Genomic DNA, 22,252 nt, shown 5'->3' with positions numbered 1-22,252 from the left:
TCAGCGGCAGAGTATAGGGATGGAAACCCACGTGGAGTCGGGGATCGAGCCGCTCCTCGAAGGAGACGCCGGATCGCGCGGCAGCAGCCCCGCCGCGGCCGAGCCGGTGCTGTACCGCGCATTCCGGCTGCTGCGCTGCTTCGACGGCGAACCCATGACGCTCAGCGAACTGAGCGTGCGCACCGGGACGCCGCTCAGCACCACCCTGCGGCTCGCTCGGCAGCTCGTCGCCACCGGTGCGCTGGAACGGGACGAGCAGGGCCGGTACGCGATCGGGCTCACCCTGCTGGAAGTGGCCTCGCTCGCTCCCCGCGGTCACGGCCTGCGTGCGCTCGCGCTGCCCTTCATGGAGGATCTGCACCGCGCGACGGGCGAGCATGTCCTGCTCGCGGTGCGGACCGGTGCCGAGGCGATGATCATCGAGCGGCTCTCCGCCCACCGTGCGGCCCGTGTGCTGTACCGCGTCGGCGAGCGCGTGCCCCTGCATTCGACCGGGGTCGGACTGGTCCTGCTCGCTCACGCCGATGCGCAGCTGCAGGAGTCGGTGCTCGCGCAACGGCTGACCCTCGAGCCCGAGCACGAGATCGTGTCCACGACCGACCTGCGCAGGCGGCTGGCCCAGGTGCGGCAGGAGGGCTCCGCGACGAACGCACGGACGGTGCCCGAGGCGGCATCGTCGGTGGCCGCGCCGATCTTCGACTCCGGCCGGTCCGCGATCGCGGCCATCTCGGTCGTCGCCGCCGCCGGGTCGTTCGATCCCACGGCGATGCGTCCCGCCGTGGTCACCGTCGCCCGGGCGATCTCGCGCCTCGCCGCGACCACCGACCGGTCGGGCCTGCGCCTCGACCGCTAGCGCCCACCCTCCTCACACCTCACTGGAGCACAACAGCAGGACCAGGTCCCGACAGCAGGTTGTGGGTCGACCACCGACCTGCTGTCGGGACCCTGTCCTGCTGAAGTGCTGGGTGGGGCGGGGGCGGGCGGGGCGGAGGGTGGGGCGCGGCGGGGCGCGGCGGGTCAGGGCGGGTCAGCTCAGTCCGGAGCGGGCCGCGACGGCGTAGGTCGCTACGCGGGGGCGCGGGACGCGCATCGACTCCCGGAACACCACGTCGACCGTGCGTTGCAGGTGAGCCACCAGCGCCTCGGAGCAGGCGTCCGCGTCGCCGGCCAGGGCGGCGGCCAGGATGGCGCGGTGCTCCGCCTGGGAGGTGCGAAGGCGCTCGGCGGAGGCGCTGTCCCGCTCGGCGTAGTCGTGTTGCAGGTAGGCGAGCCGGTACCGCTCCGAGTGGTCCCAGAGGTCGCCGAGCAGTCCGTGCAGGCGAGCGCCTCCGCCCACGGTCAGCCCCAGGTGGAACACCCGATGCTCGCGGCGGAACAACTCCAGGTCGAGCGAGGCGATCGCCTCTCCCATCCGGTCGACGCTGCCCGCGAGCGCCGCGCGCCGGGCGGGGTCGGCCAGCGGCAGGGTCGCGGCGACGCCGACCGGCTCCAATGCGATGCGCATGGCATAGATCTGGTCGAGGTCGTCCAGGTTCAGTTCGGACACCCGCATCCGGCGGTTGAAGTCGCCGGTGACCAGATGCTCCGCGACGAGACGGCGGAGCGCCTCGCGGAGCGGTGTGCGGCTGATCCCGAACTGCTTGGCCAGCCGCACCTGCGACAGCACAGCCCCCGGCTCCAGGTCGCCGTCGAGGATCCGGTCGCGCAGCGTGCCGTAGACGAACTGCATGCTGTCCTCGGTGCGCTCCGGCTCCCAGGCCTCGCCCAGGGGCTGCACCGTCATGCGACGAAGGTCTGGCGGATGATGCCGAGCCCCTCGATCTCGGTCGTGAGCCGCTGGCCGGGCTTCAGGAAAACCTGCGGTGTGCGGCCGAGCCCGACCCCGGCCGGGGTGCCCGTGAAGATCAGGTCGCCGGGCCGCAACTCGACGATCGCCGACAGCCGGGCGACCAGCTGCACGACCGGGAAGATCAGGTCCGCGGTCGTCCCGTCCTGCAGGGTGCGCGGCTCGCCGCCCTGCTCGTCGACGATCTCGCAGCGGACGCGGAGCGCCTCAGGGTCGTGGCCGGCGGAGCGGAGCTCGTCGATCGTCACCACCGCCGGCCCGGTGGGCGCGTAGTTCTGGAACGACTTGCCCAGACTGAACTGGGGCGGCTTGCCCTGGCTCTGCACCGTCCGGTCGCTGATGTCCTGACCGACCGTGAACCCGGCCACGCTGTCCCACGCCTCGTCGACCGGGATGTCCCGGCCGCCGCGGCCGATCACGACCACCAGCTCCGCCTCCCAGTCCACCCGGTCGCCGGTCAGCCGTACCGTCACGTCGGAGCCGGCGAGGCTCGACGGGAACTTCGTGAACACCAGGGGGTTCTCCGGCACCTCCATGCTCGACTCGGCGGCGTGGTCGGCGTAGTTCAGGCCGATCCCGAACACCTGCGACGGGTTCGGCACCGGAGCGAGCAGATCACTCTCCTCGAATGGCCGCGCGTCGGCGTGGCCCGCCACGTCGACCGTGCTCGCCCACGCCACAAATCCGGCCCAGTCGCTCCACAGGGCTGCCGGATCGGCGCTGAACCGGCCGTCGCTCGCCCCTTCGACGTCGAGGCCGGTCGATCCGCTGACCAGGGTCGCGCGACCCTGCAGGTTGGCGATGCGCATGCTGCTCCTTCGATTGTTCGAACTGTCTGTGGGCGACGGTCAGGGCCGTGCTGCCACGAGGGCAGCTTCCTCGTCCGCAGGAACAGTCTTCCGGACGCCCGTCACGAAGTCGGCGACGAGCCGGGCGACGCTCTCGGCGTCGGACGCGGTGCCGAAGACGGCGAAGTCGGGCCGGATGAGGGCGGCGTGCGCGCCGAGCGTCGCGAACCACTCGGCGTAGCTGCCGGCGACGTCGTCGAACCGGGCGACCCCGCCATCGGCCTGTCCCCCGAAGGCGACGATCCGAATGCCGAGCGCCTCGAGGTCGCGGGCAGCCGAGCCGAGTTCCGCCGCGAGCGCGGCGTCGTCGAGTACGAGCGCCCCGGCGCCGAAGACGTCGTCGAACCGGGCGATCTCGGCGTGCCCCGGCGCGGTCACGCGACCCTGCCACGACAGGTAGCCCCCCGTGTCTCCGCTGTGCAGGCCGGGCCCGAGCCGGGGAGCGGGCGGCGGCTCGGGGGTGCGACCACTTGCCCGATCGGCCAGCATCGCCTCGTCCCGGGCGCGCGCCTCGTCGGGATCGAGGATGCAGATGATGCGGCCGAGTGACATGGAGAACTGGATGAAGTCGGACACGTGCATGGTCCGCTCGGTCGTGTACGTGTCGAGCAGTGCGGGCGCCGCTTCGCCGCGCAGGACCAGGTCGAGCTTCCACGCCAGGTTCAGGCAGTCCCGAAAGCCCGCCGCCAGGCCCTGTCCCGCGAACGGTGGCATCTGGTGGGCGGCGTCGCCGAGCAGGAAGACGCGACCCTGCCGCCACTGCCCGGCCCAGCCGGAGTTGAAGGTGTAGACGACGCCGCGCTCGATCGAGGCGTTGTCGGGCCGCACGCCGAACGGCTGCAGCAGCTGCCAGATGCGCGCGGGCTCGGTCAGTTCCTCCGTGCTCTCGCCGGGCAGCCGCATGAACTCCCAGCGACGGCGGCCGGGACCTGCGGGCACGACCGTTGTCGGCCTGGCCGGGTCCGCGACCTGCTTGGCGAGGTGGGTCACCTGCATTCCTTCACCGGGAAGGACGTCGACGACCAGCCAGTCGAAGAAGTAGCCGAGGTCGTTCCAGTCGATGCCGAGGCTCGTCCTCACCGGGCTGCCCGCGCCGTCGGCCGCGAGCACGAACCGGGCCCGCTCGGTGCGCTCCGCCCCGGTCGCGTCGACGCGGATGACCACGTTCACTCCGTCGTCGTCCTGGTCTGCGACCCGGGCGGACACACCGCGCTCGATCCGCACCGTCGGCTGTGCGTGCACCTGCTCGTCCAGGTGCGCCTCCAGCGCCGGCTGGTTGTAGAAGTAGGTGTTGTTCCACCCCGACGGATCGGTGCCGGTCCAGTCGACCTCGTGCAGCACCTGGTCGTCGCCGTTCACCCAGACGTACAGGTCGTCGTAGGGCTCCACCGCGTCGGGCATCGCGTCGACCGGCAGCCCGGCGGTCTGCAGGATGCGCGCGATCTCGGCGTCGTGGGCGACCGCCCGCGGCAGCGGGTACCCGCGCTCCTTGCGCTCGGTCACGAGCACCGAGTGCCCGGCGCGCGCAAGCAGCAGCGCGGCCATCTTGCCCACCGGCCCCATCCCGATCACGACCACGTCCACCGTGGTGCCGGCGGGAGTGTGGTCGAGGTCGGCCGCGTCGTCCGTCTCGGCATCGTCAGTCACAGCATCGGGCATCCGGGATCCTTCCTCCGTCGAGGTACGCGAGCGAGTCGGAGCGGGCTCCCCTGTCAGGGCACCGGCCTACCAGAGCTCCGGCAGGAACACATCGGGCTTCACCGCGGGCTCGTACTCGGCGTCCCGGGCCCGGCGATGGATCTCCTGGAACGTCAGGCCGCTCGCGCGGGCCTCCACGATGCGGTCGGGATCGAAATGCACGCCGATGGGGTTGTCACCGAACTCCTGCGACGCCCACATCCACTCCTTGCCGGCCGCCCAGTCGCCGAAACCATCGACCTGGATCTCGACGCCGTTGCCCTCGGGGTCCTGGTAGTACATCGACATCGTCATGCCGTGGTCCAGGTTGAGGAACGGCACGATGCCCTCGTCGCGCAGACGGATGTAGTTGTCCAGCCACTGGTCGAAGCTCGCGTACTCGAACGCGGTGTGATGCAGCCCCGCGGTGTGGCCCTTGTCCTCGGGGGCCTTCAACCCGGGCAGCGCGAGCAGTGCGATGCGGTGGTTGGCTGCGTCGTTGGTCAGCCAGGCCCCGCCCGGTGAGTAGTACACCGGCTCCAGACCGGCGACCTTCTCGTAGAAGTCGACCATCTCGTCGAGCTTCAGCGTGGCCAGCGTCGTGTGGTGGAACACCGGTCGGACCACGGGGCGGGGACGACGACCACTCGGCATGAACCTTCTCCTCCGTTGGAGTGCCGCTGATCGGCGGCCTGGAAACTGTGGACAGTCTGCACGGAACTGTCCACGAGTGCAACGGCGTCGTCTACGGTTGCAGACGCGTCGCGGGAGCCGAGGGTACAGGGCCGCGACCGAGCAGCAACCGGATTCGAAAAGAGCCGGGTGAAGGAGGAAGAGCCATGCCCGACCCGTTACCGATCGGCACCGCCACGATCCGGAACGTTCGGGTGTTCGATGGCACGACTGTCGGCGCACCCTCCGAGGTGCACATCGTCGACGGCGTGATCACCGAGCGCGCAGCCCCCGGGTCCACGGCGTTCGACGGCGGCTCCGCGATCCTGCTGCCCGGGCTCATCGATGCGCACGCCCACGTGGACCGCCGGGAGCAGCTCGACGCGATGGTCGCGGCCGGCATCACCACCGTGCTCGACATGGGTGCGCCCGACACCGCCGTGCTCGACGGCCTGCGCGCGCTGCCCGGGCTGCCGCAGGTGCGCAGCTCGCTCGCTCCGGCGTCCGCGTCCGGTGCCTTCCCGACGACGCACATGGGCTATGCGCCGTCGTCGGCCGTGACCGGGCCGGAGGATGCCGAGCGCTTCGTCGCCGACCGGATCGCCGAGGGCGCCGACCACATCAAGATCATCGTCGAGGATCCGCGGATCCCGCCGTTCGCGGCGCTCGACACCGGCACCGTCCGGGCCGTCGCCCAGGCCGCGCGCGACCACGGCCTGCTCTCGGTCGCGCACGCGACGTCGCTCACGGCGGTGACGACGGCGGTCGACGGCGGGGTCGACGTGCTCACCCACGTGCCGATCGACCGGCCCATCGATCCCGCGCTCGCGGACCGCATCGCGGCGGCCGGCATCCGCGTGGTCCCGACCCTGATCATGATGCGCGGCGTCGCCGAGAACGTCGCGCGCGCCCGCCCCGGCGCGGTCAGCTACGACCACGCCCGGTCCTCGGTCGAATCGCTGCACGCGGCGGGAGCGACGATCGGCGCGGGCACCGATGCGAACGCGGGGCCGGACTCGATCAACGCGGTCGCGCACGGCACCTCGCTGCATGACGAGCTGGACCTGCTGGTCGACGCGGGGCTGACCCCGGTCGAGGCGCTCGGGGCAGCCACCGACGTCCCCGCCGCCATCTTCGGCCTGGTCGATCGTGGCGCGATCCGGCCCGGCCTGCGCGCCGACCTGGTGGTGGTCGACGCGGATCCGACGAAGAACGTGTCCGCCGCCCGCCAGGTCCGGCAGGTGTGGATCGCAGGGAAGCGGGTCGGCGATGGCCGCTGAGCAAGCCCCATCCAGCAACGATGTTCGCACGTGGGAGCGGATTGACTTCCACGCGCACCTGCTGCCGGACTTCTACCAGCGGGCGCTGACCGAAACGGGCGAGGCCGGACCGGACGGCATGTCCGCCGCGCCCGGCTGGAACGTCCAGGACGCGCTGTCGATGATGGACCGAACCGGCATCCGCTTCGCCGTGCTCTCCCTCTCCTCCCCCGGCGTGCACTTCGGCGACGATGCGGCGGCCCGACGGCTTGCCCGCCGCATCAACGAATTCGGTGCCGCCCTGGTCACGGAGCAACCCGACCGGTTCGCGATGCTGGCGACGCTGCCGCTGCCGGACGTCGACGGCGCCGTGGCGGAATTGGAGTACGCACTCGACGTACTGCACCTGGACGGGGTGGCGATCGAGACGAACGCGCGCGGTCTTTATCCGGGCGACGACGCGATGCGACCGGTGTTCGAGGCGCTGGAGGCACGCTCGGCGCTGCTGTTCCTGCATCCGACCTCGCCGCCGAACCACGGATCGGTGTCCTTCGGCCGGCCGAGACCGATTCTCGAGTTCCCGCTGGAGACCACCCGGGCGGTCATCGACCTGGTCCTCGCCGGCACGCTGCGTCGCTCGCCCCGGGTACGGGTACTCGTCCCGCACGGCGGAGGCGCCCTCGCCGTGCTCGCCGATCGCGTCGCCACACTCGCCCCGGCGCAGATGGACCTCGGGGACGTGGACGTGATCGCCGAACTCGGCGCGCTCTACTACGACGTCGCAGGCATGCCCGTACCCCGGCAACTCCCTGCGCTGCTGCAGCTGGCGTCCAAGGACCGACTGCTGTACGGGAGCGACTGGCCGTTCACGCCCATCCCGATCATCGAGGCGATGGCGGCGGCCATCGGATCCACGGACCTGCTCACGGACGCGGACCGCGAGCACATCGGCTGGCGTAACGCCGTGACCCTGCTACCCCGCCTCGCCGCACTCGCCCACTGACCCCACTCAGTACGCGGGGATGAGCGTGACGTGCTCACGGTCGCTGGGATCGAGCATGTCGGGAATCCCGTGGTCGAGGGTCGCGAGCACGAGTTCGTGGACGGACGCTGCGGAAGGCCTCATCGGGTGGGCGTCGCTCACGCGTCTCGGTCCCTTCGACCGGATGCTGCTCGCGCAGGCGATAGCGGCCCAGACGACCCTGCTCACCGCGACCGGGTGCTGCTCGCACTGCCGGGCGCGCCGGTTGTCGACGCGCGCCGCTGAAGTGCGCACTCCCTCGCCTCGCCACGCTTGGCCGGGTCGGAGCGTGACCTGATGGTGCTCCGATACGGCCCGGGCGGCTAGTACTCGATCTTCGTGTCCGAGATCAGCACGGTGACATCGTGGAAGTCGTCCGACATCTCCCAGGTCACTTCCTGCCCCGCCGTGAGGTAGGCGCAGTCGCCGGCGGACAGCACCAGGGGCTCCTCACCGGCAACGGTCAAGGTGACGGAACCCCCGATCAGATAGACGAACTCGTCGAAGGGCATCACCATCGTGTGGGTCCCCGATTCACGGAAGCTGCCGGCGAGGCGCTTGCCGTCCTGCGACGTGTAGAGCACCGCCTCGGTGCCTCCGTACTGCGGCACCGGAGTCCCCTCGACGGTGTTCGCGTTGAAGTGCGGGATGGAACTCGGCTGGCTCATCGGCTTCCCTTTCGTTGATCGGTACGGAGTCGGGTCGCACTGTCGCCTGGGCGACTGCTGCTCGCCGGACAGACCTGTTACTTGCCGGACAGCCCCGTGCCGGACAGCTCTGCGCCGGTGGAGATCATGACGTGCTTGGTCCGCGAGAAGTCCTCGAGTCCGAAGGTGGAGAGCTCGCGGCCGCTCCCGGACTTGCCGAAGCCGCCCCACGGCATCTCGGTCGCCAGCACAAGGTGGGAGTTCACCCAGACCGTCCCGAAGTTGAGCGCACTGGACACGCGGAGCGCCCGACCGACGTCCTGCGTCCAGACCGATGCGGCCAGGCCGTAGGTCGTGGCGTTCGAGGAGCCGATCGCCTCGAACTCGGTGTCGAAGGTCTCGACGGTCACGACCGGACCGAACACCTCGTCGCGCGTGATCTCGCTGCCGGCCGGGATGTCCGTGATCACCGTCGGCTCGTAGAAGAATCCGTCGGAGTCGGGCGCCGTGCCGCCCACGGCGATCGTCGCGCCGGCGCTGCGGGCGCGATCGACCATCCCCGCGACACGGTCGAGTTGACTACGGCTGATGAGCGGGCCCAACTCGATCTCGTCCCCATCGGTCGGGACGCCGACTCGCAGGGAGGTGGCCTGCGTCGCCAGCTTGGCCACCAGCTGGTCCTTGATCGACGAGTGACAGAGCACCCTCGTCGCAGCGCCGCACTCCTGGCCCGAGTTCCAGTACCCGGCCGCTCGCAGCGTCACCGCGAGCTTGTCGACGTCGGCATCCGGGAATACCACCACCGGCGCCTTGCCACCCAGTTCCAGATGCGTGACCTTCAGGGTGTCGATCGAATCCCGAACGACGTACTGCCCGCTCGCGATGCTGCCCGTGAGGGAGACGGCCGCGATGTCCGGGTGCTTGGAGAGCGCGCTGCCGACCACCTCTCCGGTGCCGAGCACGACGTTCAGCACCCCGGCAGGGAGCACATCCGACACCAGTTCCATGAACCTGAGCGTGGTCAGGGGCGTCAGCTCCGACGGCTTCAGCACCATCGTGTTGCCCATCGCCAGGGCGGCGGCGATCTTCCATGACGCGGTCAGCAGGGGGTAGTTCCACGGCGTCACGGCGCCGACGACACCGAGCGGTTCGCGACGGATCATCGAGACGTGTCCGGCGGTGTACTCGCCCGTCGCGGGGGCCTGCAGCGCCCGCGCTGCGCCACCCATGAAGCGGAACACTTCGGCGACGAGCGGGATCTCGTCCCGTGACACGAGCAGGGGCTTGCCCGTGTTCAACGACTCCAGTGCCACGAGTTCGTCCAAGTGGTCGTCGACGATCGCCGCGACGTCGGCGAGCACCTTCGCCCGAGCACCGAGCGTGAGTGCGCTCCACGCGGGAAAGGCACGCTGTGCCGCCGACACCGCCCGGTCCACATCCTGGGCGGATCCCGCGGGCAGCTGAACGAGCACCTCGCCCGTCGACGGGTCGACCACGTCCAGCGTGGCCGCAGCGGTCGAACGCTCCGGCTTGCCATCGATCACGTGTCCGATGTGCAGCTGCTGCAACTGCTCCCTGGCCGCCTGGATGACGGACGGTGCGGTGACGACTTCCGAGGTGGTGCTCATGGGGCTCCTCAAAGATGTGTGAACTCACCTTAGCGTGGCCTCCGTCACCGGAATGAGGGCCGCGTCCGCTGCCGACCGGGACTGCCGAGTACGCTGCAGCGAAAGAATTAGTCGGAGGATCGCTGCGAACGATGGGAGTTCGATGCCGGATCACACCCTCACCGGGCCTTCTGGACAACCTCGGCGCCGCAGCCAGGACTGGACCGAGGCGACCGGCGTCGACGGGTTCCTGAACCGGTCGTCGCTGAAGGTCCAGGGGCTGCGTGCCAAGGACTACGCCAAGCCGATCATCGGCATCTGCAACAACACGAGCGACTTCACCCGGTGCCACCTGCACTTCGACAACATGGTCGGAGCGGTCAAGGAGTCGATCCTGCAATCAGGCGGCCTGCCCCGCGTGTTCAACACGATGACGATGGGGGCCGACAACACCCGGCCGATGGGCGCGTCGTTCATGCATCGCAACCTGCTCGCGATGGAGATCGAACAGACCGCGAGCATTTACTCCATGGACGGCATCGTGTTCCTGGGCGCCTGCGACGAGACGGTCCCGGCCATGCTGATGGCGGCGGCATCGATCGACCTGCCCGCGATCGTGCTGCCCGGCGGACCGTCCCTGAGCGGGTTCTGGCGCGGGCGGCCCGTGGGATCCGGCACCGACTTCCACCGAGCCCTCGACGCCCAGCGCCGCGGGGAACTCGATGAGCATGACATCACCTCGCTGGAGGACTCGCTGGAGCGCAGTCCCGGCCACTGCAGCACCATGGGGACGGCGGCGACGATGACGGCCCTGGCCGAGGCGCTGGGAATGGCGCCGGCCGGCAGCGCCGCCATTCCGGCGGTGGACTCGCGCCGGTTGGCGATGTCCCGCGATGTCGGGGAGTACATCATGCAGTTGGTGGCCGACGATCGACGGCCGGCCGACATCATGACCGCAGACGCGTTCGACAACGCGATCCGCCTCCTCGCGGCCGTCGACGGGTCCAGCGCCGCTGTCATGCACCTGCTCGCGATCGCGGGCCGGCTCGGCGTCGACCTGCCGCTGTCCAGGTTCGACGAGCTCTCCGCCGAGACGCCGGTGCTCCTGAACCTGCGCCCCGCCGGCGACTTCTACATGACCGACTTCTTCGAGGCGGGAGGCGTGCCGGCGCTGCTGAACGCGATGTCCCCGCTGCTGCATCTGGACGCAGCCACCGTGACCGGACGCACGCTCGGCGACGAGATCGCGCACGCCCACACCGACGACCCGCGGGTCGTGCATTCGCTCCGCGACCCCGTCGCCGAACCGCGCGGCATCGCGGTGCTGTTCGGCAACATCGCGCCGGACGGAGCGATCATCCGAACCGGTGTCGCTTCGCCGGAGCTGTTGTCGCACCGCGGTCGGGCGGTCGTGTTCGACGGGCGGGCCGATCTGGACGCCCGACTGTACGACCCGGACTTCGACATCCGTCCCGACGACATCATCGTGCTGCGCGGGGAGGGGCCGCGGGGAGCAGGCATGCCCGAGTCCGGACGGATCCCCGTTCCGCAGAAGCTGCTGCTTGCCGGCGTCTCGGACATGGTCCGCATCACCGACTCGCGACTCGGCGGCACCGTGAAGGGCACGGCGATCGTGCAGGTGTCCCCGGAGTCGAGCGTCGGCGGCCCACTCGGACTCATCCGGTCGGGCGACGTGATCGTGCTCGACGTGGCGGCCCGCCGCGTCGACGTGCAGGTCTCAGACGAGGAACTCGCCGCGAGACGTCGCGTGGCGGACGACCGACCGGGACCGAGCACACCCGCCCGCGGCTACGCACGCCTCTACGCGGAGCATGTGATGCAGGCGAACACGGGGTGCGATTTCGACTTCCTGGTCGTTCCGAGCGACGTGCCCGAGCCGGCACGGGTGAGTGCGCTGTGAGCGGGTTCGCCTGGCCCCGCGGGCTGATGACCGCGCTCGTCACTCCGCTCGCCGACGACGAGATCGACGTCGCCGCGCTCGGCCGGTTGATCGACTATCAGGTCGACGCCGGAGCCAAGGGTCTGGTGATCGGTGGAGGCACCGGCGAATTCGGGTCGCTCTCGCTGGCCGAGCGCGCCGAACTCGCCGAGCACGTGGTCGCACTCGCCGATGGCCGGCTGACCGTGGTCGTGCAGACCGGTGCTCTGGCGACGCGCGACGCCGTGTGGCTGAGCCGCCGCGCGCAGCAGGCCGGCGCCGACGCCCTGCTCGTGATCTCGCCGTTCGGCGAAGCCATCAACTGGCGCGAACGGTACGACTACTACGGCCAGGTCACGGCGAGCACGACCCTCCCGGTCATGATCTACAACACCCCCCCGGCCGGCCTGCTCGACCTGGAGCAGCTGATGCAGCTCTCGACCCTGCCCACGGTGGGTGCCGTCAAGGACAGTGCGGGCGACTCCATGTTCTTGAACGACCTGCTCGCCGCCCGCCCCGAGCACGGCCTCGAGGTCTATCTGGGGTCGGACACCATGCTGCTGGAGGGCCTGCTGGCCGGCGTGACCGGGTGCGTGTTCGGTGTCACCAGCTTCATCCCGGGCCCGATCGCCCACCTCGTCGAGCGCAGCTTCGCTGGAGCGTCCAGCCAGGAGCTGCTACCGATCTGGGGCGCACTTCGGCCGTTCCTTCGCTTCGTCGAGGAGAGCTCGAACTACATGTCGTTCTGCAAGGTCGGGTGCCGGCGAATCGGGATCGACGCCGGAGCCGTCAGGTCCCCGTACCTGATGCCCGATCCCGCCGAGATCGAGCTGTTCGACCGGCACTTCGAGCACGTGCGTGCCGCGTTGTCCGAACAGGGCCTTCCCGACCGTTTCGCAGTTCCGCACGCACAGTCATCCGCAGCAACCAGCCGATAGCGCCGAGACAGAGGACACGACATGAGCAACCTGACGATGCCGCGGTTGACGCCGTGGAGCAACTGGCTGAACAACGAGGCGTTCGAGACGCAGTACGTCACTCCGGCGAGCGAAGCCGAAGTGGTCGAGGTCGTGAATCTGGCCAAGCAGGCCTCGCAGACCGTTCGTGTCGTCGGCACCGGACATTCCAGCAGCCCATTGCACCGGTCCGACGTGCTGATCTCCCTCGACGGGATGCGCGGCGTGATCTCCACCGACCGCGAAGCCAACCGGGCCGTCGTGCACGCCGGTACCAAGATCCGCGAGCTGGGGGAGGATCTGTGGGCCGGCGGACTGTCGCTCACCAACCAGGGCGAGATCGACCGTCAAGCAATCGCCGGGGCGATCGGCACGGGCACGCACGGCACGGGCCTCAGTCTGAAGAGCATCTCCTCCGCGCTCAGCCGGGCCCGGATCGTCACCGGCCGGGGTGACGTGATCACGATCGACGACACGACGCCCGACTACCTCGCGGCCGCGCGCGTGTCATTGGGCATGCTCGGCGTGATGACCGAGATCGAACTGGCGCTGTCGCCCGCGTACGAGCTCAACGAGTGGATCGGCTACGCGCCGTTCGACGCCGTCTTTCCGCACAGCCTCCCGCTGGCGCAGCGGCACCGCAACTTCTCGCTCCTCTGGTTCCCGACGCACCAGACCGCGGTCAACTTCGACATCGTGCCCGAGAACTCCGCCGACGCGTCCGACCTCTGCTTCATCAAGCTGTACGAGCCGGGCGACATCGAGGTGGATGCCGGACCGATCGCGGAGTACGGCAAGGTCCTGCGGCGGGACCGCAGCTACCTCGTCTACCCGGATGTCTGGGAGCCGCTGTTCTACGAGATGGAGTACATGCTGCCCGTCGAGCGTGGGCTGGAGTGTTATGCGAAGGCGCGCGAGGTGATGCTGGCCGAGTTCCCGACGGCGAACATGCCGATCGAACTGCGCTTCGTCGCCGCCGACGACGTGTTCCTGTCCCAGAACTACGGTCGTCCCTCCGTCGTCATCTCCGTGACCAACGAGCCGGGCAACCAGCCGGCCGGCTTCTTCGAGCGGTTCGACGAGCTCTTCACCGCCTACGAGGGGCGGCCCCACTGGGGCAAGTTGCACTACACATCGGTGCAGCGCCTGACGGACCAGTTCCCCAAGTACGAGCGGTTCAAGGAGATCCGCCGCGAACTGGACCCGGACGGCATCTTCCTGAACGACTACCTCCGCCCCCTGTTCGCCTAGCCCACCCGCACCGAGACCGGAGTACTTCAATGTCGAACGAAACGCCTGCCAAAACCAGCCCATCGGCCGAGTCGAGAGCAGCGGGGCTGAGCGGCCCCGCGACCGTCAACATCCCGGTGGCGCCGGCCGACTTGCCGCGCCGCCTCGGCGTCCCCGCACTCGTCCTGATCGTGGTGGCCTTCAACGCCCCGATCGCGACCATGGCCGGCTTCGCGCAGCTGTCCGTCGGGTTCGGCAGCGGCGTCGGGGCGCCGATCGCCTTCCTGATCGCAGGCCTGATCCTGCTCGTGTTCAGCGTCGGGTTCGTGGCGATGAGTCGCTACATCCGGAACCCCGGAGCGTTCTACCGCTTCATCGTCGCGGGTATCGGCCGAGCACCCGGTCTTGCCGGCGCGTTCGTGGCGACGGCGGCGTACATCCTGCTCGAAGCCGGGTCGTTCCCCTACATGGGGCTGATCATGGTCGACCTCATGAAGCGTCTGACGGGCGGTGAAGTGTTCTCCTGGCAGATCTGGGCCGTGGTCTTCGTCGCGATCGTCACGATCCTCGGGCTGCTGCGCGTGGATCTGTCGATCAAGGTGCTGGGGACGCTCGTCTGTGTCGAGGTGGTGGTCGTCGCGCTCTGGGAAGCAGTCGTCTTCGCGAAGGGCGGTCCGGGGGGGTACTCAACCGAGTCGTTCACACCGACGGCGTTCCTCAGCGGCAACCCCGGGGTCGGAGTGCTCTTCGCGATGTTGTGCATGATCGGGATCGAGACGGCCGCCTGTTTCCGCAGCGAGACGAAGAACCCGGAGAAGGCGGTGGGGCGGGCAACGTACATCTCCATCGCCTTCATGGCCGTCTTCTATGCACTCGGGGTCTGGGCGTACATCATCACGCAGGGACCGACCAAGGTGGTCAACGCGGCACTCACCGATCCGGTCGGGTCGTTCTTCAGCAGCGTGGACGGCTACCTGGGCGGCTTCTTCCTGAAGCTCACGGCCCTGATCCTGGTCACGAGTCAGCTCGCCGCCATCAACTCGATTCAGGGGGCCGCGTCCCGGTACCTGTACGCGCTCGGACGCGACCGTGTGCTCTCGCCGAAGCTGGCGCTCGTGCACCGGCGTCTCGAGTCGCCGTGGGTCGCCGTGCTCGCGGTCAACGGCGCCTGCCTGGTCGTCCTGGCCTTGATCTTCGTCTTCCGGCTCGACGGCGTCGCGTCCTATGCAGCGCTGTCGGGGTCGGGGATCTTCTTCCTGCTGCCGCTCCTCATCGCCACGAGCCTCGGTGTCGTGATGTTCTACCGACGGCACAGGGACCTGAGACCCGGCGTGTGGTCGTCCGTAGTGGCACCCTCGCTCGCCTTCATCTCCTTGCTGGTCCTGTTCGTGCTGACCGCGCTGAACCTCAAGGTGCTGGTCGGCAGCGACGGCGCCGCGATCGGCGCGGACATCGTGCTCGCTGTCGTCGCGTTCGGAGGCTTCTTCCTCGCGATGCGCTACCGGCGCAGCCGGCCAGCCGTCTACGCGAGTATCGGCGAACAGTGAGTGCCGCGAGGGTTCGGCCCGGGCTTCGACCTTCGACCAGGTGAAAGGAACACCAATGGCAGCGCTCACCGACACGTTCACACTGGCGAACGAGGTGCGGATCCCGAAGATCGGGTTCGGCACCTGGCAGGTCCCCGACGGGCCGGAGACCTACGACTCCGTGCGCGCAGCGCTCGACGCGGGGTACCGGCACATCGACACCGCCCGCGCCTACGGGAACGAGGCGAGCGTCGGCCGTGCCGTTCGCGACAGCGGTGTCGCTCGCGACGAGCTGTTCATCACCACCAAGTGCCCGGCCGAGGTGAAGACCGCCGACGGCGCCCGCGACGCGTTCCAGCGCTCATCCGCTGCGCTCGACCTCGGACCGGTCGACCTGTACCTGATCCACGCGCCGTGGCCGTGGAGCGACCGGGGCTCCGACCACCGCGACGGGAACATCGAGGTCTGGAAGGTCTTCGAGGAGCTGTACAGCAGCGGGGAGTCGCGCTCCATCGGCGTCAGCAACTTCTCGGTCGACGACCTGGAGTCGCTGCTCGCCGCCACCGAGGTCGTGCCGCACGCGAATCAGATCCGCTGGTTCATCGGCAACACCCAGGACGAGACGACCGCCTTCTGCGCCGAACACGCCATCCTCGTGGAGGGATACTCCCCGCTCGCCACCGGCGGCCTGCTCGACAACCGCGAGATCGCGCAGATCGCCGACCGATACGGAAAGTCGGTGGCGCAGGTGAGCATCCGCTACCTGCTGCAGCGCGACGTGCTGCCGCTGCCCAAATCGACGACCCCTGCCCGCATCGTCGAGAACGCGGCCGTGGACTTCGAACTCTCGGCCGAGGACATGCAGGCGCTGGACGGGCTCGACGCCGGCGGACTCTGAGCGACCCCGTCCCCGCACCCTGCCGCGGCGCCGATCGCGAGGCGTCCTGAGGGTGCGGCGCGGGGCGGCCGCCGAGGTCAGTTGACGATGTGCATCGCTCGCGCGGCGTCGGTGATGGCGCCGGAGAGCGAGGGGTAGACGCTGAAGGCCCGCGCCAGCTGGTCGACGGTCAGGCGGTGTTCGACCGCCAGCGCGATCGGCAGGATCAGCTCGCTGGCGCGGGGAGCGACGATGACGCCGCCGATCACCGTGCCGGAGCCGGTGCGGGCGAACAGCTTGACGAAGCCCTCTTTCAGGCCCTGCATCTTCGCGCGCGGGTTGGAGGCGATGGGCAGCTTGTAGATCTCGCCCTGCGCGATGCCGTCCTCGATCTGCTTCTGCGACCAGCCGACCGTCGCGATCTCCGGCTGGGTGAAGATGTTCGAGGTGACGTTGCGCAGCTCCGTGGGCGTCACCGCGTCGCCCATCGCGTGGAAGACGGCCGTGCGTCCCTGCATCGAGGCCACCGACGCCAGCGGCAGGAACGTGGTGCAGTCCCCCGCCGCATAGATGGAGGGGACGGAGGTGCGGGCGACGCGGTTCACGCGGATGTGCCCGGATTCGCTCAGCTGCACGCCCGCCTCCGCCAGCCCGATGCCGACCGTGTTCGGCACCGAGCCGACCGCCATCAGGCAGTGGCTGCCGCGCACCTGCGCACCGTCGCCCAACGTGACGACCACCTCGTCGCCGTCGCGCTCCACCTTCATCGCGCGGCTCTTGGACAGCACCTGCATGCCGCCGCGGATGAAGACGGTCTCGAGCAGGGCGGCGGCGTCGGCGTCCTCGCCGGGCAGCACCTGCTCGCGACTGGAGACGAGCGTCACCTGGCTGCCCAGCTGCGAGTAGGCGGAGGCGAACTCCGCGCCGGTCACGCCGGAGCCGACCACGATGATGTGCTCCGGCACATCGTCCAGCTCATAGAGCTGGGTCCAGGTGAGGATGCGCTCGCCGTCGGGCTGGGCGGTGGGCAGCCGGCGGGGGCTGGCGCCGACCGCGACGACGATGGTGTCCGCCTCGATCTCGTCGAAGTCGTGCTTGCGGGCGCCGTGACCCGCGGAGACGACGACGCGGTTCTCGCCGTCGAGCCGCCCGTCGCCGGTAAGGACGCGGACCCCGACCCGCAGCAGGTTCGCCTTCATGTCCTCGGACTGCTGCCGGGCCAGGGCGCGCAGGCGCTGGTTGACGGCCTGCAGGTTGACCGCCACGTCCGGGCGCGCCTGCCGCCCCGCGCTGTTCTTCAGCGAGAACTGCACACCCAGTTCGCCGGCGCTGGCGATCGCGCCCGCCGCCTCCGCGGTGGCGATCAGCGTCTTGGAGGGAACCACGTCGGTGATGACCGCGGAGCCGCCGACCCCGACCCGCTCCACGACCGTGACCTCGGCCCCCAGCTGCGCGCCGGCGAGCGCCGCCTCGTACCCGCCGGGGCCACCGCCCAGCACCGCGATGCGCTGCTTGCGCTCGAACTCATATGCCACGCAGTCGATTCTCCCTGACGGATGGCGCTGCTACTGCGGCTGCACCACTTCGGACTCTGCGGCCGCTCCGTCCGCCGTCTCGCCGCCGATGGAGGGATCCAGCCGGCCGCTGCGGATGTGCTGCAGCGTGGCGGCGGGCGATTCCCCGAACTCGTTGCGGTAGTGGGTGGAGAAGCGCCCGCTGTTGGAGTAGCCGAAGCGGCGGGCGATCTCGGCGACCGTGGTGCCGTGCTCCGCCTCCGCCATCAGCGCCGAGCGGGCGGCCTCCATGCGCAGCTGCCGCAGGTGCAGCATCGGCGAGACGCCCAGTTCGCGTTCGAAGATGGTCTGCAGCCCGCGCAGCGAGACGCCGGCCGCCTGCGCGATATCGGGGATAGCGATCGGCTCCGCCAGGTGCGCGCGCATCTCGGCGACCGCCCGACGGGTCACGACCAGGTCGCGGTCCACGGGGTCCTCGGAGGCGTTGGTCAACTCGAACGCCTCGACGATGATCGAGGTGAGCATGTCGATCGTGTGCGTTCTGGTGAGGTCCATGGCATAGACCTCCGGCGTGGCGAACACGCCGCTGACCAGCAGGTCGGCGACCCGCCGGAAGTAGTCGGCGAGCGCCGGCGAGCGGGGCTCGATGCGCGGCGCGTGCAGGTGGACGGCGGCGCGGGGAACACCGAGCAGCCGGGCCAGCGGCGCGGGCGTGATCGAGAACACGTCCAGCTCCACCCCGTCCCACTGCAACTCCGCGGTGACACCGATGGGCACCAGGCCGAGTTCGTCCGGCTGGAGCACGGCGGTGTACTCGTCGTAGCGCAGGCGAGCACTGCCGCCGCGCACCAGGACGACGAGCAGTTCGGCCGCTTCCCGGATGCGCACCCGCACCCGGCCGCCCGCCGAGCGGATCGTCGTCACGGTCATCGCGTCGTCGACGAGCGAGACCTGCTCCCAGGACAACTCACCCGCGCCGCAGGTCACCTCGGCCGAGCCGAAGACCGCACGGGTCGCCGCTGTGGCCGCGACCGGGTCGGACGCGGAGTAGCGCAGGCGGAGCAGGCTGTCGACCATCCCCTGAACCCTAGGAGTCGTCCCTACCGACCGGCGACTCACCGCCGAGCTGATCCGCGTCGTCACCCTCGGTCTTGGTCTCCACGCGGCTGTCGGGCTGCTGGTCCGACCCCGCTTCCGGAACCACCACGGTCCGTTCCTCCGGAGTGTCGGCGAGGCCGGCCGGCGTACCGTCCGTCCCGGAGGGTTCGCCACCGGCGCTGCCGTCGTAGTAGTCGAAGATCGTGCCCTGCTCGTCGTCCGTCATCGAGCCATCAGCGTCGAGCTCCGGCGCGGCGGCGATCGTGTCCCGGTCGTAGCCGACCTGCAATGTGCCATCGCGCAGGTCGGCCGACTGCAGTGGCACGAACGATTCCTGGGCACCGTCGCGGCCGGCATGCACCGTGACGAACAGCGGCTGCGCACCGTCCTCGGAGAGGTAGACCTGGGCGACGGTGCCCAGGCGGTCGCCGTTCCGATCGATCACCTGCACCCCGACCAGGGCATCGGCATCGGCGTTGGTGATCATCGTGCGGCTCAGTCCGCGAGCGTCGTCTGCTCGGCGACGATCCGTTCCGAGCGGACGGTGTCGGCGACCTCGCGCTGCTCGGTGACGGTGTCGATCACGAGGCGCACCCGTTCCACCGGAACCGTCACGGTGCGCACCTGGATCTGCTCCTCCGACAGCACGAACTCCGGCAGCGGGCGGGTCGCACCGCCCATCTCGTCCGTGTCGCTCTGAATCTGCCGACCCCCGCGAATCTGATCCCCACGGAGGTCGTCGTAGACCAGGCGGACCTCCTCGTGGCGGACGTCGACGGTGATCGTGCGCTGCTCGGTCACGATGTACTTCTCCAGCCGCGCGATCCGCGCCGGCACCCGCCGAGTGTGGGTCCGGAGGCGTTCCTCCGCGCGGACCATCACGATCGCGTCGTCCTGTGCGGCCGTGTCGTCGGTCATGGTGATTCCTCCGATGCCGTCAGAAATGCGGCTGACGGGTGGTGCGCAGGGTCGGGAGTCCGGCCGACCTGTTCGGCCGGCCGGACTGCCCACGACTCCGACCGCCGAGCGGCGGCCGGACGATCAACTCAGTGCTTCGGCGTACCGTCGGCGCTGTCGGCGCCGTCGAAGTCGATCTGCTCCTTGCGGACCTCGTCGGTCACCTGCTGGTTCTCGGTGACGGTCTCCTTCTCGAGGCGCACGCGCTCCACGGGGACGGTCTCCTTCGCAACGACGGGGCGCTCCTCGGTCAGGACGACCTCGTGCTCCTCCTCGCTGATGGCGGGACCGTCGTAGGCGGCGCCGGCGTTCGCGTCGGTGATCGGCTCGCGCTCAAGGTGCACCTCGTCGTGGCTGACCGGCACGGTGACCGTCTGCTGCTCGGTGACGATGTGCTTGCGCAGGCGGGCACGCCCGGTCTGCACGTTCTGCACGCCCACGTTCAGGCGCTCCTCGGAGCGGGTCACCGCGTCGTCCGTGGTGGGGCCGGAGGTGTCGTAGCCGGTGTCGCTGCTGTCGACGCGCCCGGTGGTGTCGGTGCTGCCGCTGGTCGTGTAGCCCGACGTCGAGGTGTCGGCGGTCGTGGTCTCGGTCGATCCGCTGAAGGTGGCGTCCGACGCGGAGCCCGAGGTGGACGCACCGTTGTAGTAGTCGAAGATGCGGTCCTGCTCGGCGTCGTCGAGCGCGCCGTCGTCCGCGATGTTCGGGGCGTCCTTGATGATCGCCTTGGTGTAGCCGACGTGCAGGGTCTCCCCGTCGAAGGTGCCGTTGTCGAGCGGGACGAACGACTCCGAAGTGCCGAACAGTCCGGTGTGCACGGTGGCGAACAGGGGGTGGCCGTCGTTCTCGTCGACGTAGACCTGGCCGACGGTGCCGACCTTGTCGCCGGCGGAGTCGATGACCTTGGCCTTGGCGAGGTCGTTGATGCTGGAGCTGTCGATCGTCATGGTTCGTTCCTTACTGGTTGGGATGGATGGACAGGGATGGAGGCGTGCGGCGTCTGGTGGGCGGGACGGTCAGGCGTTGCCGGCGAACCGGTCGACCTTGCGGTGGAAGCGCATCCCGCCGAGGCCGCCGAGCAGTGCGCCCACCAGGCTGAAGACGATGGCGACGACGAGGGCGATGATCCCGGCGCTCGTTGCGAGGGAGCCGCTGATCGGCAGTCCGGCGGTGTTCAGCTGGCTGAACGCGCCGACGCTGGTGCTGGCGACGGCGCCGGCGGCGGCGACCAGGACGGCGATGATGACGGCCCACAGCCAGACGGCCAGGCCCTGCTTCAGTCCGCTGAACCGGGCCATTCGACCGGCGACGTAGCCGCCGATGTAGTAGCCGACGAACAGCAGGACAGCGAGCACCACGAACCCCAGCACGCCGGCGGTCTGTACCGCAGCGGTGTTGCCGGCGGTCTTCGACGCAGAATTCGGCACACCGAGGGCGGCGAGGATTCCCGCCACGATCGCGCTCATCAGCACGACGGCACCGGTGGCGGTCAGCCAGCCGAAGAAGGCGAGGAAGAACCGCATTCCGCCGAATTCCGCCTTCTCCCGCTGCAGCGTGGCAGTGCGATCCGTCCGCTCGCCGTACTGCGGAGCCGCCGCGGTCCGGCCGGCGCCTGTCGCGGTGGGAGTGGTACTCGGTGCGACTTCGGCGGTCCGGTCCGGCGTAACGGCGCGGGCGGCATCGTCTCGGGACGAGCCGTCACTTCGGGATGCATCTGGATCGGTCATGCTCTCCTCCATTCCGGTCGATGTCTCGCGAGTACGTGCGACGCCGAGTCAGTTCTGCGAGGGAGACGAGCCGGCAGCGCTCTGCGCCCGGTTCTTGGCTTCGGCGGCCTGCTCGGCGATCGACGGCGCGCTCTGCGCCGCCGACTTCGCCCTGGGTGCCTCAGCCTCGGCCCGGGAGAGGTAGGTCTCCCACCGCTGCTGCATCGGCTTGATCAGTCCACCGCCGGCCCCGACGACGATGACGCCGCCGACGGTCGCGAGAATCGCGATCAGGATCGGCGTGGTGACCGTCACGGCGATGTCGACTTGATTCAGCGCCGCGATGACGCCCAGGAAGATGATGAAGATGCTGGCGGCGTTGGCCAGCACCTTGCCGTAGGAGAGCCCGCCGAGCGTGCCCTGGATCAGCGTCTTGGCGGCGGTCGCGATGGCCGCGGCGATGATCACGATGATGATCGCCACGATCACCTTGGGCAGGAAGGCGATGATCGTGCCGAGGAGGGTGCTGATCGGGTTGGGTCCGAAGACTCCGAACGCGAACTGCAGCACGAACAGCACCAGGCCGTAGTAGAGGATCTTCGCGATGATGTCGCTGGGGTCGAGCTTCGACCCGGCGAGTGCCTTGGCGATGCCGCCGCGCTCCACCAGCCGGTCGAACCCGACGCGCTCCAGCAGCTTCGCGAGGGCCCGCGAGATGACTCGGGCGACGATGAGCCCGACGATCAAGATCACGAGGGCCAGCAGCAGCTTGGGGACGAACGCGATGACGATCGCGAGTCCGGTGGTCAGAAATGCAGGCATGAGGGCTCCTTGAACGGTTCAGATGGTCTCGGTGCGGCCCGCTTGATCCG

22 protein-coding genes are annotated in these 22,252 nt (G+C 69.6%); 8 read left to right on the top strand and 14 right to left on the bottom strand.

Features of this window, described 5'->3' with window-relative positions:
• Window positions 1-19: 19 nt before the first annotated feature.
• The gene (locus ACFE7H_RS03060) at window positions 20-853 is read left to right on the top strand and encodes an IclR family transcriptional regulator (RefSeq protein WP_375399740.1); all 834 of its coding nucleotides are present in this window, start codon (window positions 20-22) and stop codon (window positions 851-853) included.
• Window positions 854-1,027: 174 nt separating this feature from the next.
• Here ACFE7H_RS03060 and ACFE7H_RS03055 read toward each other — a convergent pair whose 3' ends face one another.
• From ACFE7H_RS03055 to ACFE7H_RS03040, 4 genes are all read right to left on the bottom strand, one after another.
• Window positions 1,028-1,783, bottom strand: coding sequence for a GntR family transcriptional regulator (locus tag ACFE7H_RS03055; protein WP_375399739.1), 756 nt, complete (start codon window positions 1,781-1,783; stop codon window positions 1,028-1,030).
• On the bottom strand, window positions 1,780-2,655 hold the full coding sequence (locus ACFE7H_RS03050) for a fumarylacetoacetate hydrolase family protein (RefSeq protein ID WP_375399738.1): 876 nt from the start codon (window positions 2,653-2,655) through the stop codon (window positions 1,780-1,782). Before ACFE7H_RS03050 ends, ACFE7H_RS03055 begins: the two co-directional genes overlap by 4 nt.
• 39 nt (window positions 2,656-2,694) lie before the next feature.
• Window positions 2,695-4,353 (bottom strand): bifunctional 3-(3-hydroxy-phenyl)propionate/3-hydroxycinnamic acid hydroxylase, encoded by a 1,659-nt coding sequence (locus ACFE7H_RS03045; protein ID WP_375399737.1) that lies wholly within the window; start codon window positions 4,351-4,353, stop codon window positions 2,695-2,697.
• Between the two features lie 66 nt (window positions 4,354-4,419).
• Window positions 4,420-5,025: a VOC family protein gene (locus ACFE7H_RS03040; protein ID WP_375399736.1), complete on the bottom strand. Its 606-nt coding sequence runs from the start codon at window positions 5,023-5,025 to the stop codon at window positions 4,420-4,422.
• Window positions 5,026-5,210: 185 nt separating this feature from the next.
• On the opposite strand from ACFE7H_RS03040, the gene ACFE7H_RS03035 reads away from it, so the two are divergent.
• Both ACFE7H_RS03035 and ACFE7H_RS03030 read left to right on the top strand, forming a co-directional pair.
• On the top strand, window positions 5,211-6,323 hold the full coding sequence (locus ACFE7H_RS03035) for an amidohydrolase family protein (protein ID WP_375399735.1): 1,113 nt from the start codon (window positions 5,211-5,213) through the stop codon (window positions 6,321-6,323).
• Entirely contained in the window at window positions 6,313-7,305 is a 993-nt protein-coding gene (locus tag ACFE7H_RS03030) for an amidohydrolase family protein (RefSeq protein ID WP_375399734.1), read from the top strand. Before ACFE7H_RS03035 ends, ACFE7H_RS03030 begins: the two co-directional genes overlap by 11 nt.
• 6 nt (window positions 7,306-7,311) lie before the next feature.
• Here ACFE7H_RS03030 and ACFE7H_RS03025 read toward each other — a convergent pair whose 3' ends face one another.
• From ACFE7H_RS03025 to ACFE7H_RS03015, 3 genes are all read right to left on the bottom strand, one after another.
• The gene (locus ACFE7H_RS03025) at window positions 7,312-7,446 is read right to left on the bottom strand and encodes a hypothetical protein (protein WP_375399733.1); all 135 of its coding nucleotides are present in this window, start codon (window positions 7,444-7,446) and stop codon (window positions 7,312-7,314) included.
• A gap of 200 nt (window positions 7,447-7,646) precedes the next feature.
• The gene (locus ACFE7H_RS03020) at window positions 7,647-7,991 is read right to left on the bottom strand and encodes a cupin domain-containing protein (RefSeq protein WP_375399732.1); all 345 of its coding nucleotides are present in this window, start codon (window positions 7,989-7,991) and stop codon (window positions 7,647-7,649) included.
• Between the two features lie 77 nt (window positions 7,992-8,068).
• Window positions 8,069-9,598: an aldehyde dehydrogenase family protein gene (locus tag ACFE7H_RS03015; RefSeq protein ID WP_375399731.1), complete on the bottom strand. Its 1,530-nt coding sequence runs from the start codon at window positions 9,596-9,598 to the stop codon at window positions 8,069-8,071.
• A gap of 142 nt (window positions 9,599-9,740) precedes the next feature.
• Here ACFE7H_RS03015 and ACFE7H_RS03010 point away from each other — a divergent pair, with 142 nt between their 5' ends.
• The 5 genes from ACFE7H_RS03010 to ACFE7H_RS02990 are packed head-to-tail and all read left to right on the top strand — an operon-like array spanning window position 9,741 to window position 16,126.
• Window positions 9,741-11,498: a dihydroxy-acid dehydratase gene (locus ACFE7H_RS03010; RefSeq protein WP_375399730.1), complete on the top strand. Its 1,758-nt coding sequence runs from the start codon at window positions 9,741-9,743 to the stop codon at window positions 11,496-11,498.
• The gene (locus ACFE7H_RS03005) at window positions 11,495-12,454 is read left to right on the top strand and encodes a dihydrodipicolinate synthase family protein (RefSeq protein ID WP_375399729.1); all 960 of its coding nucleotides are present in this window, start codon (window positions 11,495-11,497) and stop codon (window positions 12,452-12,454) included. The genes ACFE7H_RS03010 and ACFE7H_RS03005 overlap by 4 nt, the downstream gene beginning before the upstream one ends.
• Before the next feature lie 21 nt (window positions 12,455-12,475).
• Complete coding sequence (locus ACFE7H_RS03000; RefSeq protein WP_375399728.1) at window positions 12,476-13,723, top strand: D-arabinono-1,4-lactone oxidase; 1,248 nt, start codon at window positions 12,476-12,478, stop codon at window positions 13,721-13,723.
• A gap of 29 nt (window positions 13,724-13,752) precedes the next feature.
• Window positions 13,753-15,249 carry an APC family permease gene (locus tag ACFE7H_RS02995; RefSeq protein WP_375399727.1) on the top strand — a complete coding sequence of 499 codons (1,497 nt, stop codon included), beginning with the start codon at window positions 13,753-13,755 and terminating at the stop codon, window positions 15,247-15,249.
• Window positions 15,250-15,304: 55 nt separating this feature from the next.
• Window positions 15,305-16,126: an aldo/keto reductase gene (locus ACFE7H_RS02990; protein ID WP_375399726.1), complete on the top strand. Its 822-nt coding sequence runs from the start codon at window positions 15,305-15,307 to the stop codon at window positions 16,124-16,126.
• Between the two features lie 77 nt (window positions 16,127-16,203).
• On the opposite strand, the gene ACFE7H_RS02985 is transcribed toward ACFE7H_RS02990, so the two are convergent.
• The 7 genes from ACFE7H_RS02985 to ACFE7H_RS02955 form a co-directional block, all read right to left on the bottom strand.
• Window positions 16,204-17,640, bottom strand: coding sequence for an NAD(P)H-quinone dehydrogenase (locus tag ACFE7H_RS02985; protein WP_375399725.1), 1,437 nt, complete (start codon window positions 17,638-17,640; stop codon window positions 16,204-16,206).
• A 30-nt stretch (window positions 17,641-17,670) separates the two neighbouring features.
• Window positions 17,671-18,696, bottom strand: coding sequence for an AraC family transcriptional regulator (locus ACFE7H_RS02980; protein WP_375399724.1), 1,026 nt, complete (start codon window positions 18,694-18,696; stop codon window positions 17,671-17,673).
• Window positions 18,697-18,706: 10 nt separating this feature from the next.
• A complete protein-coding gene (locus ACFE7H_RS02975) occupies window positions 18,707-19,204 on the bottom strand; it encodes a PRC-barrel domain-containing protein (RefSeq protein ID WP_375399723.1) in 498 nt (165 codons plus the stop codon).
• 8 nt (window positions 19,205-19,212) lie between these two features.
• On the bottom strand, window positions 19,213-19,635 hold the full coding sequence (locus ACFE7H_RS02970) for a DUF2382 domain-containing protein (RefSeq protein WP_375399722.1): 423 nt from the start codon (window positions 19,633-19,635) through the stop codon (window positions 19,213-19,215).
• 128 nt (window positions 19,636-19,763) lie between these two features.
• Window positions 19,764-20,621: a DUF2382 domain-containing protein gene (locus ACFE7H_RS02965; RefSeq protein ID WP_375399721.1), complete on the bottom strand. Its 858-nt coding sequence runs from the start codon at window positions 20,619-20,621 to the stop codon at window positions 19,764-19,766.
• Window positions 20,622-20,690: 69 nt separating this feature from the next.
• Window positions 20,691-21,401 carry a hypothetical protein gene (locus ACFE7H_RS02960; protein ID WP_375399720.1) on the bottom strand — a complete coding sequence of 237 codons (711 nt, stop codon included), beginning with the start codon at window positions 21,399-21,401 and terminating at the stop codon, window positions 20,691-20,693.
• A 48-nt stretch (window positions 21,402-21,449) separates the two neighbouring features.
• Window positions 21,450-22,202, bottom strand: a complete 753-nt coding sequence (locus ACFE7H_RS02955) for a hypothetical protein (RefSeq protein WP_375399719.1) — start codon at window positions 22,200-22,202, stop codon at window positions 21,450-21,452.
• Window positions 22,203-22,252 lie beyond the last annotated feature (50 nt).

The sequence above is a fragment of the uncultured Amnibacterium sp. genome (genome assembly GCF_964250715.1).
Classification (GTDB): domain Bacteria; phylum Actinomycetota; class Actinomycetes; order Actinomycetales; family Microbacteriaceae; genus Amnibacterium.
The sequence above is the reverse complement of the archived record's forward strand: the minus strand, read 5'-3'. Positions and strand labels throughout refer to the sequence as shown.

Bases quoted from the DNA above. Each gene is read 5' to 3' on its own strand.
- ACFE7H_RS02980 (WP_375399724.1), bottom strand. From the start codon at position 18,696: ATGGTCGACAGCCTGCTCCGCCTGCGCTACTCCGCGTCCGACCCGGTC.
- ACFE7H_RS03035 (WP_375399735.1), top strand. From the start codon at position 5,211: ATGCCCGACCCGTTACCGATCGGCACCGCCACGATCCGGAACGTTCGG.
- ACFE7H_RS02965 (WP_375399721.1), bottom strand. From the start codon at position 20,621: ATGACGATCGACAGCTCCAGCATCAACGACCTCGCCAAGGCCAAGGTC.
- ACFE7H_RS03010 (WP_375399730.1), top strand. From the start codon at position 9,741: ATGCCGGATCACACCCTCACCGGGCCTTCTGGACAACCTCGGCGCCGC.
- ACFE7H_RS02990 (WP_375399726.1), top strand. From the start codon at position 15,305: ATGGCAGCGCTCACCGACACGTTCACACTGGCGAACGAGGTGCGGATC.
- ACFE7H_RS02970 (WP_375399722.1), bottom strand. From the start codon at position 19,635: ATGACCGACGACACGGCCGCACAGGACGACGCGATCGTGATGGTCCGC.
- ACFE7H_RS03050 (WP_375399738.1), bottom strand. From the start codon at position 2,655: ATGCGCATCGCCAACCTGCAGGGTCGCGCGACCCTGGTCAGCGGATCG.
- ACFE7H_RS02995 (WP_375399727.1), top strand. From the start codon at position 13,753: ATGTCGAACGAAACGCCTGCCAAAACCAGCCCATCGGCCGAGTCGAGA.
- ACFE7H_RS02955 (WP_375399719.1), bottom strand. From the start codon at position 22,202: ATGCCTGCATTTCTGACCACCGGACTCGCGATCGTCATCGCGTTCGTC.
- ACFE7H_RS03040 (WP_375399736.1), bottom strand. From the start codon at position 5,025: ATGCCGAGTGGTCGTCGTCCCCGCCCCGTGGTCCGACCGGTGTTCCAC.
- ACFE7H_RS02975 (WP_375399723.1), bottom strand. From the start codon at position 19,204: ATGATCACCAACGCCGATGCCGATGCCCTGGTCGGGGTGCAGGTGATC.
- ACFE7H_RS03015 (WP_375399731.1), bottom strand. From the start codon at position 9,598: ATGAGCACCACCTCGGAAGTCGTCACCGCACCGTCCGTCATCCAGGCG.
- ACFE7H_RS03045 (WP_375399737.1), bottom strand. From the start codon at position 4,353: ATGCCCGATGCTGTGACTGACGATGCCGAGACGGACGACGCGGCCGAC.
- ACFE7H_RS02960 (WP_375399720.1), bottom strand. From the start codon at position 21,401: ATGACCGATCCAGATGCATCCCGAAGTGACGGCTCGTCCCGAGACGAT.
- ACFE7H_RS03060 (WP_375399740.1), top strand. From the start codon at position 20: ATGGAAACCCACGTGGAGTCGGGGATCGAGCCGCTCCTCGAAGGAGAC.
- ACFE7H_RS03000 (WP_375399728.1), top strand. From the start codon at position 12,476: ATGAGCAACCTGACGATGCCGCGGTTGACGCCGTGGAGCAACTGGCTG.
- ACFE7H_RS03055 (WP_375399739.1), bottom strand. From the start codon at position 1,783: ATGACGGTGCAGCCCCTGGGCGAGGCCTGGGAGCCGGAGCGCACCGAG.
- ACFE7H_RS03020 (WP_375399732.1), bottom strand. From the start codon at position 7,991: ATGAGCCAGCCGAGTTCCATCCCGCACTTCAACGCGAACACCGTCGAG.
- ACFE7H_RS03030 (WP_375399734.1), top strand. From the start codon at position 6,313: ATGGCCGCTGAGCAAGCCCCATCCAGCAACGATGTTCGCACGTGGGAG.